This is a genomic window from Pseudomonas putida, assembly GCF_002741075.1.
Lineage (GTDB): Bacteria > Pseudomonadota > Gammaproteobacteria > Pseudomonadales > Pseudomonadaceae > Aquipseudomonas > Aquipseudomonas putida_T.
In genome coordinates, this window is the sequence record NZ_CP016634.1 from 1,497,935 (window position 1) to 1,511,795 (window position 13,861).

The 13,861-nt window shown below is 66.5% G+C and carries 15 protein-coding genes and 1 pseudogene; all 16 read left to right on the forward strand.

Annotated features, from left to right (window positions below; all coding sequences use genetic code 11):
* Window positions 1–2 precede the first annotated feature (2 nt).
* The 16 genes and pseudogenes from IEC33019_RS07065 to IEC33019_RS07140 all read left to right on the forward strand — a co-directional run bounded on the left by IEC33019_RS07065 (window position 3) and on the right by IEC33019_RS07140 (window position 13,845).
* Window positions 3–1,979, forward strand: a complete 1,977-nt coding sequence (locus IEC33019_RS07065; protein ID WP_070090962.1) for a cytochrome D1 domain-containing protein — start codon at window positions 3–5, stop codon at window positions 1,977–1,979.
* Window positions 1,976–2,649: pseudogene (locus tag IEC33019_RS07070) on the forward strand (SCO family protein). The gene IEC33019_RS07065 and the pseudogene IEC33019_RS07070 overlap by 4 nt, the downstream one beginning before the upstream one ends.
* A 5-nt stretch (window positions 2,650–2,654) precedes the next feature.
* Window positions 2,655–4,205 carry an ABC transporter substrate-binding protein gene (locus IEC33019_RS07075; RefSeq protein WP_081337387.1) on the forward strand — a complete coding sequence of 517 codons (1,551 nt, stop codon included), beginning with the start codon at window positions 2,655–2,657 and terminating at the stop codon, window positions 4,203–4,205.
* 11 nt (window positions 4,206–4,216) lie between these two features.
* A complete protein-coding gene (locus IEC33019_RS07080; protein WP_070090959.1) occupies window positions 4,217–4,858 on the forward strand; it encodes a SurA N-terminal domain-containing protein in 642 nt (213 codons plus the stop codon).
* Window positions 4,859–5,124: 266 nt separating this feature from the next.
* The gene (locus IEC33019_RS07085) at window positions 5,125–5,652 is read left to right on the forward strand and encodes a response regulator (protein ID WP_070091021.1); all 528 of its coding nucleotides are present in this window, start codon (window positions 5,125–5,127) and stop codon (window positions 5,650–5,652) included.
* A 68-nt stretch (window positions 5,653–5,720) separates the two neighbouring features.
* Window positions 5,721–7,478 carry a GspE/PulE family protein gene (locus IEC33019_RS07090; RefSeq protein ID WP_081337386.1) on the forward strand — a complete coding sequence of 586 codons (1,758 nt, stop codon included), beginning with the start codon at window positions 5,721–5,723 and terminating at the stop codon, window positions 7,476–7,478.
* Entirely contained in the window at window positions 7,459–8,241 is a 783-nt protein-coding gene (locus IEC33019_RS07095) for a hypothetical protein (protein WP_070090957.1), read from the forward strand. The genes IEC33019_RS07090 and IEC33019_RS07095 overlap by 20 nt, the downstream gene beginning before the upstream one ends.
* Window position 8,242: 1 nt before the next feature.
* Window positions 8,243–8,785 carry a pilus assembly protein gene (locus IEC33019_RS07100; protein ID WP_099593230.1) on the forward strand — a complete coding sequence of 181 codons (543 nt, stop codon included), beginning with the start codon at window positions 8,243–8,245 and terminating at the stop codon, window positions 8,783–8,785.
* Entirely contained in the window at window positions 8,772–9,323 is a 552-nt protein-coding gene (gene pilO / locus IEC33019_RS07105; RefSeq protein ID WP_070090955.1) for a type 4a pilus biogenesis protein PilO, read from the forward strand. The genes IEC33019_RS07100 and pilO overlap by 14 nt, the downstream gene beginning before the upstream one ends.
* Entirely contained in the window at window positions 9,323–9,826 is a 504-nt protein-coding gene (locus tag IEC33019_RS07110) for a hypothetical protein (protein WP_070090954.1), read from the forward strand. The genes pilO and IEC33019_RS07110 overlap by 1 nt, the downstream gene beginning before the upstream one ends.
* Window positions 9,823–11,679 carry a secretin N-terminal domain-containing protein gene (locus IEC33019_RS07115; RefSeq protein WP_070090953.1) on the forward strand — a complete coding sequence of 619 codons (1,857 nt, stop codon included), beginning with the start codon at window positions 9,823–9,825 and terminating at the stop codon, window positions 11,677–11,679. Before IEC33019_RS07110 ends, IEC33019_RS07115 begins: the two co-directional genes overlap by 4 nt.
* The gene (locus IEC33019_RS07120; protein ID WP_070090952.1) at window positions 11,676–12,149 is read left to right on the forward strand and encodes a type II secretion system protein; all 474 of its coding nucleotides are present in this window, start codon (window positions 11,676–11,678) and stop codon (window positions 12,147–12,149) included. The genes IEC33019_RS07115 and IEC33019_RS07120 overlap by 4 nt, the downstream gene beginning before the upstream one ends.
* Window positions 12,150–12,154: 5 nt before the next feature.
* Window positions 12,155–12,529 (forward strand): type II secretion system protein, encoded by a 375-nt coding sequence (locus IEC33019_RS07125; RefSeq protein ID WP_043214435.1) that lies wholly within the window; start codon window positions 12,155–12,157, stop codon window positions 12,527–12,529.
* On the forward strand, window positions 12,504–13,031 hold the full coding sequence (locus IEC33019_RS07130; protein ID WP_070090951.1) for a type II secretion system protein: 528 nt from the start codon (window positions 12,504–12,506) through the stop codon (window positions 13,029–13,031). The genes IEC33019_RS07125 and IEC33019_RS07130 overlap by 26 nt, the downstream gene beginning before the upstream one ends.
* Window positions 13,028–13,429, forward strand: a complete 402-nt coding sequence (gene csgE, locus IEC33019_RS07135) for a curli production assembly/transport protein CsgE (protein ID WP_070090950.1) — start codon at window positions 13,028–13,030, stop codon at window positions 13,427–13,429. The genes IEC33019_RS07130 and csgE overlap by 4 nt, the downstream gene beginning before the upstream one ends.
* Window positions 13,426–13,845 carry a curli assembly protein CsgF gene (locus tag IEC33019_RS07140; RefSeq protein WP_070090949.1) on the forward strand — a complete coding sequence of 140 codons (420 nt, stop codon included), beginning with the start codon at window positions 13,426–13,428 and terminating at the stop codon, window positions 13,843–13,845. The genes csgE and IEC33019_RS07140 overlap by 4 nt, the downstream gene beginning before the upstream one ends.
* Window positions 13,846–13,861 lie beyond the last annotated feature (16 nt).

Here is a 13,861-nt window from a genome sequence, read left to right on the forward strand (position 1 = left end):
GCATGAACAAGAAGACTCGCCCCGCCTACCTGGGGGTCATGCTGGGAGTGACGCTGATTGGCCTGGGCCTGGCCTACGACAAGCTCTGGTGCGACCCGCGCGAACTGCTGCAGGAGCAGGCCGACCCCCTGGGCCTGCACCGGCTCAGCCGGGACGGGGTGACCGTGGAGTTCGAGGCTCGGTCCCTCGATGGTGCAGAGCTGCGCGAGGGCACCTTCGCCAACATCCGCTTCAAGGTCCGCGACCAGACCAGCGGCCAGCCGCTCTCGGGGATGGCGCCCGGCGCCTGGCTGGATCCGGCCCAGTCGGCACCGCCCGGCGATCGCGAGAGCAGCTGCAAGGCGCGGGTGGCGCTGTTTCTCAAGAGCAGCATCGGCGCGCGCCCCTTGCTGGACCTCAACAGCTACTTCCTGCTGGTACTGAACAAGGACGCCAGCCTGACGGTAATCGACCCCACCGTCTCAGTCGGCGGGGTCACCAGCACGCTGGCGCGCATCGACCTGCCGGGCCGGCCAATGGACTGGGTGGCCACCGGCGATGACCGGCAAGTGTTCGTCTCCATGCCCGAGCGCAACCAGGTGGCGGTGATCGACACCGAGACCTTCACCCGCGTGGCCAACCTGGAGGCGGGCGAGCAGCCGCTGCGGGTGGCCCTGCAGCCAGACCAGCGTCGGCTGTGGGTCGGCAACAACAGCGACGATCCGGCCAAAGGTGGGGTGACGGTGATCGATGTGCCCAGCCGTACCACACTCAAGACCTTCGTCACCGGCTCCGGGCACCACGAGATCGCCTTCACCAGTGATTCACGCTACGCCTTCATCAGCAACCGCGACGCGGGCACCCTGAGCATCATCGACATCGCCGACATGCGCCTGGCCAAGACCCTGCAGATGGGCCCGCATCCGCTGTCGGTGGCCTATTCGGCGCTGTCCCAGGCGGTGTACGTGGCCGATGGCAAGGAAGGCACGGTGCGGGTGATCGATGCCCGCAGCCACCAGGTGCGCAACACGGTCAAGGCCGAGCAGGGCCTGGGGCCGATGCGGTTCAGCGAAGACGGGCGCTACGGCATCGTGCTCAACACCCTGGAAAACCAGGCCCTGGTGATCGATGCCAGCAACGATCGACTGATCCACCGCATCCCGGTCGCGGCCGAGCCGTACCAACTGACCTTCACCAAGGGCTATGCCTACGTGCGCGGCCTGGCCTCGCCAAAGGTCAGCATGATCAACCTGGCCAGCCTGGGGGCGGGGCGTGAGCCGATCGTCCAGGGCTTCGAGGCCGGTCCCGCCGCGCCCCGCCAGGCCGGGGACCTGCCGTTGGCCCAGGGGCTTACGGTGGCCCGCGATGACAATTCGGTGTTCGTGGTCAACCCGGTGGACAACACCACGTACTTCTACGCCGAAGGCATGAACGCCCCGATGTCAGGCTACAACAACCGTGGGCACCAGGCCCGCGCGGCGATCGTGGTCGACCGCAGCCTGCGCGAAATCGCCCCGGGGGTGTACGGCTCGACGGTGAAACTGCCAGCGGCAGGCACCTTCGACGTGGCGTTCCTGCTCAACCAGCCGCAGATCATCCACTGCTTCAGCACCCAGATCTCGGCAGCGCCGGACGCGGCCAAGCGCAAGGGGGTGCATGCCGAGTTCCTCGGTGACGAGCAACCAGCGCTGCAGAACAGCCCCTACATCGCCCGCGTGCGCATCCTAGGTGACGACGGCGAGCCCCGCCTGGGGCTGCGCGACCTGAGCCTGCGCTACTTCCTGGCGCCGTCTTCGATGCCGCGCAACCTGCCGCTGCAGGAGATGGGGGACGGGGTGTACCAGGGGGCGCTGCACCTGGCCGAGGCGGGCGCCTGGTACCTGCATGTGCAGTCGCCGACCCTGGGCCGCAAGTTCGCCGAAGAGAACTACACCAGCCTGCGCGTCCTGCCGGCCGCCGCACCTACCGCTTCCCAAGGGGAACCCAGGAGTGTCAGATGAACGCCAAGCTCGCTTGCAACCTGCTTGCCCTGAGCCTGCTGCTCGGTGGCGAGCACGTCCTGGCCCACGCCGGGCATGACCATAGCGGACACGCCGGGCAACCGCCGGCAGCCCGTCAGGAAAAGGCCAGCGTGCAGTTTGCCGATGTGTCGTTGCTCGACCAGAACGGCATGCCGGTGCGCAGACCTGGTTCACCGACACCGTGCTCAAGGACCAGAACGGTCGCGAGCTGCGCTTCTACAGCGATGTGCTCAAGGACAAGGTGGTGATGCTCAACGTCATCTTCACCCACTGCAATGACGCCTGCCCGCTGATCACCCGCAAGCTGCGCGAGGTGCGCGACGCCATGGGTCCTGAGCTGGCCGGGCAGGTCACCTTCGTGTCCCTCAGCAGCGACCCGCTCAACGACACCCCCGAGGCGCTCAAGGCCTTTGCCCAGAAGCAGGGCGTGGATGAGCCGAACTGGCTGTTCTTGACCGGGGACAAGGCCAATGTCGACCTGGTGCTGGGCCGTCTCGGGCAGTTCCTGCCCAGCCCCGAGCAGCATTCCACCCAGCTGATCGCCGGAGACGTGGCCGGTAAACGCTGGAGCAAGATCCGCCCCGACGCCCCGCCCGTTGCCATTGCCCAGCGCATGCAACTGCTGGCCCAGCCCCTGGCGGGACGGTGAGTGCCATGCGCCTTCTCAATCCTGGGGCCACCCTCACAGGGAGGTGGCTGGCGTTGTGGCTGGGGCTGTGCGCGTGCCACGCGGTGCAGGCGCTGGACCTGACCGCGCAGGAGCAGGCCGGCAAGCGCCTGTACCGCGAGGGAGTGTCGAGCAGCGACGCGCAGTTGATGGCCCGGGTGGGTGCCAGTGACATGAGCGTGCCGGCCAGTGTGCTGCCGTGCGCCAGTTGCCATGGCAACGATGGCCGTGGCCGCGCCGAAGGTGGCGTGCGCCCGCCGAGCCTGGATTGGCAACGCCTGGCCCTGGGGCAGGGCGAGCGTGAGGCCAATGGCCGGCGCTACCCGGCCTATGCCGAGGCCAGCCTGGCCCGCGCCATCGGACACGGCGTCGATCCGGCAGGCAACCGGCTGGACCCCGCCATGCCACGTTTCGAACTGACCCTGGCCGACCAGCGCAACCTCACCGCTTACCTCAAGCGCCTGGGCCAGGAACGCGACCCGGGCGTGGAAGAACACGTGCTGCGCCTGGGCACCTTGCTGCCGGCCAGCGGGCCACTGGCCGAGGCGGGCAGGGTGGTGCGCGCGGTGCTGGAGGACGGCCTGGCGCAACTCAACCAGCAAGGCGGGTTGCATGGCCGGCGCCTGGAGTTGGTGGTGCTCGACCCAGGCCAGACCCCCTCCAGCGCTGCACAGGCTCTGAACCGTTTGCTCGATGATGCCCAGGTCTTCGCCCTCATCGCACCGTTGGCGCCGATGATCGATCAGCGCCTGGCCAGCGCACTCGAACAACGCGGTGTGCCTCTGGTCGGCAGTGCCCCTGGCAGTGGCGCCAGTGCGCAGATCTTCGACCCTTTGCCGGGCCTGCCCGAGCAACTGCTGAGCCTGGCCGGCTTTGCCCGCGAGCGCCTGGGGCTGAGGCCTGACGGACTGCAGGTGGTCTATGCCGGCAGTGACCAGGCGGCGCTTGCCGAGGCGCTGCGCCAACGGCTGCTCGCCGCCGGCTGGACGCAGGTGCCGGTGCAGGCCTTCGAAGGCCAGGTGGTGGAAGGCGAGGGCATTGTCTTTCTTGGCCGCGCCCAGGCGTTCGGCGAGTTGGCGAGGGTGCAGCAGGCCGCAGGGCGCGAGCCCTACCTGTTCGCGGCCTCTAGCCAGGTCGCAGGTGCCCTGGCGAGTTTGCCGGCGTACTGGTCGCAGCGGTTGTTCCTGGCCTATCCCTTCACCCCCCAGGACTGGACCGAACAAGGGCGGGCCTCGCTCGACGGCCTGCGTCAGCGCCAAGGGCTCGATGGTCGCCAGACGTCGTTGCAGGTCAGCACCCGCTGCGCGCTGCTGCTGATGACCGAGGCCCTCAGGCAGGTCGGGCGAGACGCCAGCCGGGAGCAGTTGGTGCGCGCGCTGGAGGGCCTGCATGACCTGGACACCGGACTTACGCCGGCGCTGGGGTTCGGCCCAGGTCGGCGCCAGGGCCTTGCCGGTGCGCATGTGGTGGCGGTAACCCTGCCCGGGCCGCAATTCCAGACCGTCGCCGCGTACACACCGATGCCTGCCACCCCTTGAAGGAGGCCACCATGCGTATCTTGCTGCTTTGCCTATTGCTGGGCCTTGCGCCGATCAGCCAGGCGGACGTCCCCGTGGCGAGGGTCAATGGTGTCGAGATCAGCAGCATGCGCCTGGAGCGCTACTTCGCCGAATACCTCCAGGATCAGGGGCGCCCGGTTGCCAGCATCCGTAGCCCGAGCCTTTACAAGCGTCTGCGTGACCAGGCCCTGGATGAGTTGATCGACAAGGAGCTGCTGTGGCAGGAAGCCCAGCGCCGTGGTGTGGTGGTGAGCGAGGACAGCGTCTTGGCCCGCGTCGGTGAGTTGGAGCGGGCCTTCGGCAGCCCTGCGGTGTTCGAGCAGCGCCTGGCCGAGGCGGGCTTCGATAGGGCGGGGTACGCCGACTACACTCGTCACGAGATGGCCGCGCAGCAACTGTACGCCCAGATGACGGCCATCGATGAGCCCACCCCAGCGCAAGTCGAAGCCTTCTACCAGGCAAACAAGGAAAGATTGCAACGGATGCAGAACCAAAGTACCACTACCTTAGTCGAACGAGGGCAGGGTCTGGCCTTGGCCAGGCTCGCGCTCGTGGGTGAGATGCAGGCCCAGGCCCGTCAGTCGGTGCGCGAACGCTTGCGCGAGGGCGCGAAGGTGGAGCGTGCCGACTGAATGTGAGAGGCCGCTCGCACATTGCGCAGCCGTGGGCTTGCCCGGCAGGGGGATTTCCCCAATGCTGGGGGTAAGCGATCGGGCAAAGTGCCATCAACTTCCCCGCAAGTGGGGGAGCCGGTCTACGCCTGGATTGGGTGATACAGCGAAATCAACGACTTACAGTGGTGCGACATGACTATTCACGCCTGGCACGAAGGATGCTCAAGCCTGTACAAGGCCGAACGCCACAGACCGGGCAACCGGGCAGTTCTTGGGAGTCGACCTTGGTGAACAGAGTATTGGTAGTCGATGACGAACAGACCCTTGCGCAGAATTTGCAGGCTTACCTGCAGGCGCAAGGCCTGGAAGTCCATGTCGCCCACGACGGTATCAGTGGCATTGCCCAGGCACAGGCCCTGGCACCGGATGTGATCGTACTGGACTACCGCTTGCCCGACATGGAGGGGTTCGAGGTCCTGGAGACCGTGCGCAGGAGCATGCAGTGTCATTTCGTGCTGATCACCGCCCACCCGACCGCCGAGGTCCGTGAGCGAGCCGCGGCACTCGGTGTCACCCATGTTCTGTTCAAGCCGTTCCCATTGGCGGAACTGGCCCGCGCGGTAGCCGACCTGACCGACCTACAGCACGCCCGGGCAGCGGACACACAGGCCGAGGGGTTTGTCGAACGACGCCAGAACAGGAACCAGACGTTCCCCCTGCAGATGTACGATGGCAGATGGGTACTGGCTGACCGCCGACGCAACGGCGTGAAGCCTCCCACACCTGACGACGAGCTGCTCACCGGGGAATAGCGGCGCCCGCGGCCACCCCGGCAACCCCGAGTCAGCCTGCGACGCGCCCCTGAGCGGAGTCGCAGGCCATGTCAGACGTCGTCGATACAGCCCAAGCCCCCCAGGACCCCCATTGCCTTGAGGAACGCGCTGAGCCTGGGGGAGTGGGGTTACCCGCGAACGATGCACCACGGATTTGTGCCTACCCCCGCGAACTGCTGGCCCAGGCCCGCCTGCAAGCCGGTGACGAGCGCCTGCTGAGCTGCCTGGCGCGCCTCGCCTGCGACGACGCCGCCACCTTCACCCAACGCCTGGGCGCCACCCTCCATTACCCCGTGATCGACAGCCAGGCGCTGTTCGCCAGCACCCCGCTGTTCGAGCAGGTCAGCCTGGCACAATGCCTCAAGCGCGAGTTCATCCTGGTTCAGCACCAGGGCCAGACCCTCGGTGTGTTCGCCGACCCCTTCGACAACACCCGCCTGGCCTGGATCGACGACTGCCTGCAGGGCACTCCTCTGTACCTGGCCCACGCCGCCGACATCGCCGCCTTCCTGGCTCGCCAGGAAGAGAGCTTCCATGCCGTCGATGCCCTGGACCACGACGCCGAGCCTGGCGCCGAGGCCGACCCGTTACAGCGCCTGTCGCTGACCAGCATCAGCGAAGACCAGAGCAAAGTGGTCAAGCTGGTCAACTCGACCCTCTACGATGCCCTCAAGCAGCATGCCAGCGACATCCACCTGGGCATGACCGGCCAGGGCCTGACCATCAAGTACCGCATCGACGGCGTGCTCAACGGTGCCGGCAAGGCCAGTGGCAGCGCCTTCGCCGAACAGGTGATCTCGCGTATCAAAGTCATGGCCGAGCTGGACATTGGCGAGAAGCGCGTACCTCAGGATGGCCGCTTCAAGGTGGCGGTGGGCGACCGTCAGATCGACTTCCGCGTCTCGATCATGCCGAGCATCTTCGGCGAAGATGCCGTGCTGCGGGTGCTGGACAAACAGGACCTGTCCGACCGGGTCAGCGGCGTGCAGTTGCAGGCCCTGGGCTTTGCCGACCACACCCTGGTGGCCCTGCGCCGCCTGGCTGCCGAGCCCTACGGCATGATCCTGGTCACTGGCCCCACCGGCAGCGGCAAGACCACCACCCTCTACGCCATGATCAGCGAGATCAACCACGGCGTGGACAAGATCATCACCATCGAAGACCCGGTCGAGTACCAACTGCCGGGTGTGTTGCAGATCCCGGTCAACGAGAAGAAGGGGCTGACCTTCGCCCGGGGCCTGCGTTCGATCCTGCGCCATGACCCGGACAAGATCCTGGTCGGTGAGATCCGCGACCCGGACACCGCTCAGATCGCCGTGCAATCGGCCCTGACCGGGCACCTGGTGTTCACCACCATCCACGCCAACAACGTGTTCGATGTGATCGGCCGCTTCAGCCAGATGCAGGTCGACCCCTACAGCTTCGTCTCGGCGCTCAACGCCGTGCTGGCCCAGCGTCTGATTCGTCTGGCCTGCCCGCACTGTGTGGTCCATGCCGAGCCGGATGACGAAACCCTGGCCGCCTCGGGGCTGACCCGCGAAGGCGTGGCCGGATGGACTTTCGTTCGCGCCCAGGGCTGCGGCCAGTGCCGTGGCAGCGGTTACCGCGGACGCAGCGCCATCGCCGAATTGCTGCACCTGGATGACGACCTGCGGCAGATGATCGTCGAGCGCCGGCCCCTGTCGCAGATCAAGTCGCTGGCCTGCCAGCGCGGTCTGCGCCTGCTGCGCGCCTCTGCCCTGGACCTGGTCCGCGAGGGCCGTACCACGCTTGAGGAGATCAACCGTGTCACATTTATCGCTTGATCGCTATTGCGCCGTGCTCGGCGCCGAGGGTGTCGGCCTGGGTCGCTGGCACGCCAACCAACACCAGTGGCTGGGCAGCCGCGCGTTCACCTGCGACCCCGCCCAGCCGGCCTGGGCACCGGCACTGGAGGCCCTGGCCGAGCTGCTGGCCGAGCATGCGCCACGGGGTGCCCAACTGCGGGTGCTGCTGTCGGCACGCTACAGCCGCTTCTGCCTGGTGCCGTGGAGCGACGCCATCGGCCATCCACGTGAGCTGGACGCCTACGCCCGGGCCTGTTTCGAGAACCTCTATGGTCAGTCGCTGGACGACTGGCGCATCGTGCTCTCGCCAGAGCCGGCAGGGGCCTCGCGCATCGCCACTGCCTTGCCTGAAGCGCTGTTGCAGGCCTTGCAGGCACTGGGCCGGGAGAGTCGCCTGAGCCTGCGCTCGGTCCAGCCTTACCTGATGGCTGCCTACAATCGCTGCTCGGCGCAACTGGAGGAGGGCGATTTTCTCTTCGTGCTCGCCGAACCACGGCGCAGCGTGTTGCTGCTGGCTGCCGGGGGCGCCTGGCAACAGGTACTGGCCCAAGGTTGCGCTGACAACGACCAGGCGCTGCAGGCGTTGATCGAGCGCACTTGCGAGCTGTATGGCGAGCATCTGCCCAGGGTTTACCTGCATGCGCCGGGGCGGGGGGATGTGCCTCGCTTGGCCGCCGTGCAACTGTGCCAGCCGGCAGGCGACAGCGACCCGCTGTGCGCCATGTGGCGGGCGGTGGCTTGACATGCGCCGCCTCGATCTGGAATTCCAGCCAGCCCCCAGCAGCCCGATCGCCTGGTCGCTGTTGGCCCTGGGGTGCGCCGTACTGGCAGCGATGCTGCTGGTCGAGCAGCACTTGCAGGACGAACAAGCGGACCTTCAGGCCCGGGTCCACCTGCTCGAACAGCAACTGGGGCGCCGCCCGCTCAGTGCTGCCCCCCAGAGCAGCGCCGCCAGCCTCGAGCAGGCCGAACAGCTGGCGCAGATGCGCAGCGTCTCTGAGCAACTGCAACGGCCCTGGCAACAACTGTTCGCCATGCTCGAGGGCATGCCCCAGGAAGACGTGGCGCTGTTGAGCCTGACCCCCGATGCACGCAAGGGTCAGGTCCGTATCGCCGCCGAAGCCCGCGACCTGGAAGCCATGCTGCAGTACCACCAGCGCCTGGAGCGCAGCGAGGAGTTGCGCGATGTCTCGTTGCTCAACCACGAGGTAGTGGCTGGCCAACCTGAGCATCCGGTGCGCTTCAACCTGACCGCTACCTGGGAGACCGGCCATGCGCGTCCCTAGCCTGATACTCCACGAACGCCTTGCGCGCCTGGGCCGTGTCGGATGCGCCGCAGCCGCCGTCGGCACGCTGGCGCTGCTGGTCGGTGTCACCTGGGTACTGCCGCAATGGCAGGTCGTGCGCGAGCTGCGGGCCAGCGAGGCCGATGCCGAAGTGCAGGTGCAGCGGGTCAAGCGCGGCGAGCTCAAGGTGGCGGTCCAGCCTGAGCAGCAGGCGCTGGACAGTCTGCGTCAGCAACTGCCCGGCCAACCCCAGGCCAGCGAGCTGATCGAGCGCCTGTATCACCTGGCCAGCGCCCAGCGCATCAGCCTGGCCCGTGGCGAATACGCCCTGGGCGTCGACCCGAAGACTCAACTGGCGCGCTATCAGATCGTCCTGCCGGTACGCGGCAGCTACCCGCAGATCCGTGGCTTTCTCCAGGCGCTGCTTGGCCAGGTACCGACCCTGGTGCTCGAAGACCTGGAGCTGCAACGCAAGCGCATCGGTGAGCGCGAGCTCAACGGTCGCCTGCGCATGACCCTTTACCTGTCGAGGTCGTGATGAACACTCAGCGCGCGGTGATGTGGGTCGGTTTTCTCGGGCTTTCAGGCGCTCTGGCCTGGGCGCCAGGGCATTGGTTCGGCCAGCAGGACAGTGTCGAGCCCCTTGCGGGTAAACCCGCTGCCACGACAATCAGCGCCCAAACAGAACCTGTGGGTTTACCCGTGAAGGGAAAAACACAGGCCTCAACCGACCTGTTCCCGGCCCAGCAATGGACCGCGCCAAAAACCATGGCCACCGTCACTGAGCAACCTGTTGCTGCGGCGCCGGTGGTGGAGGCCGCACCCACCGCCCCGGTGCTGCCGTTCCAGTTCGTCGGCCGTTTGGGGGATCGCGACGACCTGCAGGTGTTCCTGCAGAGCGGCGAGAAACTCTACGTCGTGCGTCAGGGCGATGTGATCGAACACACCTACCGCCTGGACCGGATTTCGGCCACCGAGCTGGACCTGGTCTACCTGCCTTTGCACCAGTCACAGACGTTGTCTGTCGGGAGCGCACCATGAAGCCTTCGAAGTTGTGCAAGCCTGCTCCGTTCATGATGCTGGCGTTGTGCGTGGCCCTGGCGGGCTGCGGCTCCAGCGGTACGCGCAAGGACAGCGCCGAACTGATGAAGGAGGGCCAGTATGAGGCGGGCATCGCCATGCTGGAGAACGCCCTGCGGGAGGACCCGCGTGACACCGAGCTGAACATCGCCCTGGCACATGGCCGCCAGCAAGCCGTCGAGGCGCTGCTGACCCAGTCCGACGCCGACCGTATCCGCCATGATTTTGCCAGCGCACGCATGGGCTATGGCCGGGTCCTGACCATCGAACCGAACAACCGTCGGGCCCAGGAAGGTATTCGCCAGCTGGAACTGGTGCGCAACCTCGACGAGCGCGTGGCCATGGGCCAGGCGGCGCTGCGCCAGGGCGATCTGTTCGGCGCCGAGCGCTATATGCGCGATGTGCTGCGCCTGGATCCGCAGAACCAGAAGGGCATTGCGCTTCGCAGCGACATCGAGAACGTCCAGGCGCGCACCGCGCAGCCGTTCCCGCAGTTGCGCAGCAAGCTGGAGCGCCCGGTGACCCTGGAGTTCCGTGACGCCAACCTCAAGACCATCTTCGAGGTGCTGTCCCAGGTCGCCGGGATCAACTTCATCTTCGACAAGGACCTGCGCCCGGACATGAAAGCCACCATCTTCGTGCGCGATGTGCGCATCGAGGACGCCGTGGCCCTGCTGCTGGAGCAGAACCAACTGCACCAGAAGATCGTCAACGACAACACCCTGCTGATCTACCCCGACTCGCCGCAGAAGACCAAGGACTACCAGGAACTGGTCATGCGCACGTTCTACCTGACCAGCATCGACGCCAACACCGCGCTGAACATGGTCAAGACCATGCTCAAGACCCGCGATGTGTTCGTGGACGAGCGCCTGAACACCCTGACCATGCGCGACACCCCCGATGCCATTCGCATGGCCGAGAAGCTTTTGCAGTCCCAGGACCAGTCCAACCCGGAAGTGGTCCTGGAAGTGGAGGTGATGGAGGTGGCCCGGTCGCGCATCCTGGACCTGGGCCTGCAATGGCCGAGCACCTTTGGCGTGCTCAACGATGAGGGCAACCCGGTCAGCGTGCTCGACCAGCTGCGCGGCATCGACTCCAGCCGTATCAGCATCGCCCCGGCGCCCCAGGCCAAGATCAACGCCGCCGACAAAGACATCAACACCCTGGCCAGCCCGGTGATCCGTGTCAGCAACCGTGAGCAGGCGCGCATCCACATCGGCCAGCGGGTGCCGATCATCAGCGCCACGTCGGTGCCGTCGACCCAGGGCCCGGTAATTACCGAGAGCGTCACCTACCTGGATGTGGGTCTGAAGCTCGAAGTGCAGCCCACCGTGCACCTGAACAACGAAGTGGCGATCAAGGTAGCCCTGGAAGTGAGCAACGCCACCCCGCTGGAGCCGACTCGCCAGGGCACCATCCCGGTTCAGGTCGATACCCGCAACGCCCAGACCAGCCTGCGTCTGCACGATGGCGAGACCCAGGTGCTGGCAGGCCTGGTACGCAACGACCTGACCTCCAGCGGCAACAAGATCCCCGGCCTTGGCGACATCCCCGGCCTGGGCCGGCTGTTCGGCAGCAACCGCGACGACAAGAGCAAGTCCGAGCTGGTGCTGGCGATCACCCCGCGCATCGTGCGCAACCTGCCGTACCAGAGCCCGTCGGACATGGAGTTCGCCACCGGCACCGAGTCGAGCCTGCAGGTGCGCCAGCAGATGATGGCTCCGGTCGCGCAGCCTGAGGCCGAGCCGACCCAGGGTGCGGTCGCCACCGTGCCGGCCGCGGTCACCACCCCGGTGGGCCCACGGCCATGAAACGCCAGCAGCAGGGGTTCAGCCTGGTCGAAGTGGTGGTGACCCTGGCATTGCTCGGGTTGCTCGCCAGCATGGCCGCGCCCCTGACCGAAACCGTGGTGCGCCGGGGCAAGGAGCAGCAACTGCGTGAGGCGCTGTACCAGATCCGCGATGCCATCGATGCCTACAAGCGTGCCTTCGATGCCGGCTATATCGAAAAACGCCTGGACAGCAGTGGCTACCCGCCGAGCCTGGATGTGCTGGTGGAAGGGGTGCGCGACGTGCGCAGCGCCAAAGGGGCGAAGTTCTACTTCCTGCGGCGCATCCCCCACGATCCGCTGGTGGCGGCCAAGCGCGAGGACGAGGGAGGCTGGGGCCTGCGCGCCTACGACAGCAGCGCCGACAACCCGCGCGATGGCAAGGACGTCTTCGATGTGTATTCCAAGGCCACCGGTACTGGCCTGAACGGCATCCCTTACGGGCAATGGTGACGGTCATGAAACGCAACCGTGGCTTTACCCTCATCGAACTGCTGGTGGTCATGGCGATCATCGCCACCCTGATGACCATCGCCTTGCCGCGTTATTTCAACAGCCTTGAGGCCTCCCGCGAGGCCACGCTGCGCCAGAGCCTGGCCGTGCTGCGCGAGGCCTTGGACCATTACTACGGCGATACCGGCCATTACCCCGAGTCCCTGGAGCAACTGGTGGAGCAGCGCTACCTGCGCAACACCCCGGTGGACCCGATCACCGAGCGCAGCGACGCCTGGCAACTGGTGCCGCCGCCGGAGGGTGTGACCGGTGGGGTGGCCGATATCAAGAGCGGGGCAACGGGGAGGGCGCGTGATGGCAGCCTCTATGCCGAATGGTAAGGCCTGCGCGGGCTTCACTTATCTGGGCGTGCTGTTTCTGATCGCGGTCAGCAGCATGGCCCTGGCCGCCACCGGCACCCTCTGGGCCACGGCCGCCCAGCGCGAGCACGAGCGCCAGCTGCTGTGGATCGGCGGCCAGTACGCTCAGGCGCTGCGCAGCTACTACCGGGCATCACCGGGCCTGGCCCAGTACCCCCAGGCACTGGAAGATCTGCTGGAGGACAACCGCTTCCCATCGCCTCAACGGCACATCCGCCGCTTGTACCCCGACCCGATCACCAACGGCGAGGAGTGGGGCCTGATGCGTTCGGAGGACGGGCGGATCACCGGCGTCCACAGCCGCTCGGACGCCACGCCCCTCAAACGCAGTGGCTTCGATGCGCAGTGGTCCGGCTTCGAGGGGCTCGAGCACTACAGCGACTGGCAGTTCGTCGCCGAGCAGCCCTTCGCCGAGAGCACCGGCGGTGCCCGTAGCCACAGCGGCCCGGGAGATACGCCATGAAATCGCTTGCCGCGCTGTGCTGCCTGTACCTGCTGCTGGCCTTGCCTGGCGCCCCAGCCCGTGCCGACGCCGAAGACGAGATGAAGGGCTTCATCGTCGACAACACCATCTCGCACATCGGCCATGACTTCTACAACGACTTCACCGACCGCCTGCGCGCCACGAGCCGCCTGGATTTCAACCTGGTAGTGCGCGAACGCCCCGACGCCCGTTGGGGCAGCCTGGTGACGGTGGAATACGAACGCGAGGTGTTGTACCGGCGCTTCCTGCCGCCCAACACCACGCAACTCAAAGACGAGGCCGTCGCGGCGGCGGACCTGGTCAAGCAGCAGATCATCCAGCGCAAGCTGCAACGGCTGCTGCAGGACACCACTGATCTGGAGAGGGACGAGCTATGAGCAACCACATTTCCCGGTGCGTCGCCGTCTGCCTGCTGGCCGGCGCCTTCGCCGGTCACGCCCAGGCCACGGAGCTTGTGTACACCCCGGTCAACCCGGCGTTCGGCGGCAACCCGCTCAACGGCACCTGGCTTTTGAACAACGCCCAGGCGCAGAACGACCATGACGACCCAGACCTCAAGGACCGTGCCTCGGCCTTCGCCGGCACCTCGGCCCTGGAGCGCTTCAGCAACCAGCTCGAATCGCGGCTGTTGTCCCAGTTACTGGACAACATCAACGACGGCAAGACCGGCAGCCTTTCTACGGATTCGTTCCTGATCGATGTGATCGACGATTCCGGGGCCCTCAGCATCAAGGTCACCGACCGTGCGACAGGGGAAGTCTCGATCATCGAGGTCAGCGGCCTGAACCCCTGAGAGGGAAGGGTCAATA

Excerpts from the sequence above, each read along its gene's own strand:
- IEC33019_RS07125 (WP_043214435.1), top strand. The coding sequence starts at position 12,155 with ATGAAACGCAACCGTGGCTTTACCCTCATCGAACTGCTGGTGGTCATG.
- pilO (WP_070090955.1), top strand. The coding sequence starts at position 8,772 with ATGCGCGTCCCTAGCCTGATACTCCACGAACGCCTTGCGCGCCTGGGC.
- IEC33019_RS07115 (WP_070090953.1), top strand. The coding sequence starts at position 9,823 with ATGAAGCCTTCGAAGTTGTGCAAGCCTGCTCCGTTCATGATGCTGGCG.
- IEC33019_RS07075 (WP_081337387.1), top strand. The coding sequence starts at position 2,655 with ATGCGCCTTCTCAATCCTGGGGCCACCCTCACAGGGAGGTGGCTGGCG.
- IEC33019_RS07140 (WP_070090949.1), top strand. The coding sequence starts at position 13,426 with ATGAGCAACCACATTTCCCGGTGCGTCGCCGTCTGCCTGCTGGCCGGC.
- IEC33019_RS07130 (WP_070090951.1), top strand. The coding sequence starts at position 12,504 with ATGGCAGCCTCTATGCCGAATGGTAAGGCCTGCGCGGGCTTCACTTAT.
- csgE (WP_070090950.1), top strand. The coding sequence starts at position 13,028 with ATGAAATCGCTTGCCGCGCTGTGCTGCCTGTACCTGCTGCTGGCCTTG.
- IEC33019_RS07100 (WP_099593230.1), top strand. The coding sequence starts at position 8,243 with ATGCGCCGCCTCGATCTGGAATTCCAGCCAGCCCCCAGCAGCCCGATC.
- IEC33019_RS07120 (WP_070090952.1), top strand. The coding sequence starts at position 11,676 with ATGAAACGCCAGCAGCAGGGGTTCAGCCTGGTCGAAGTGGTGGTGACC.
- IEC33019_RS07065 (WP_070090962.1), top strand. The coding sequence starts at position 3 with ATGAACAAGAAGACTCGCCCCGCCTACCTGGGGGTCATGCTGGGAGTG.
- IEC33019_RS07110 (WP_070090954.1), top strand. The coding sequence starts at position 9,323 with ATGAACACTCAGCGCGCGGTGATGTGGGTCGGTTTTCTCGGGCTTTCA.
- IEC33019_RS07080 (WP_070090959.1), top strand. The coding sequence starts at position 4,217 with ATGCGTATCTTGCTGCTTTGCCTATTGCTGGGCCTTGCGCCGATCAGC.
- IEC33019_RS07090 (WP_081337386.1), top strand. The coding sequence starts at position 5,721 with ATGTCAGACGTCGTCGATACAGCCCAAGCCCCCCAGGACCCCCATTGC.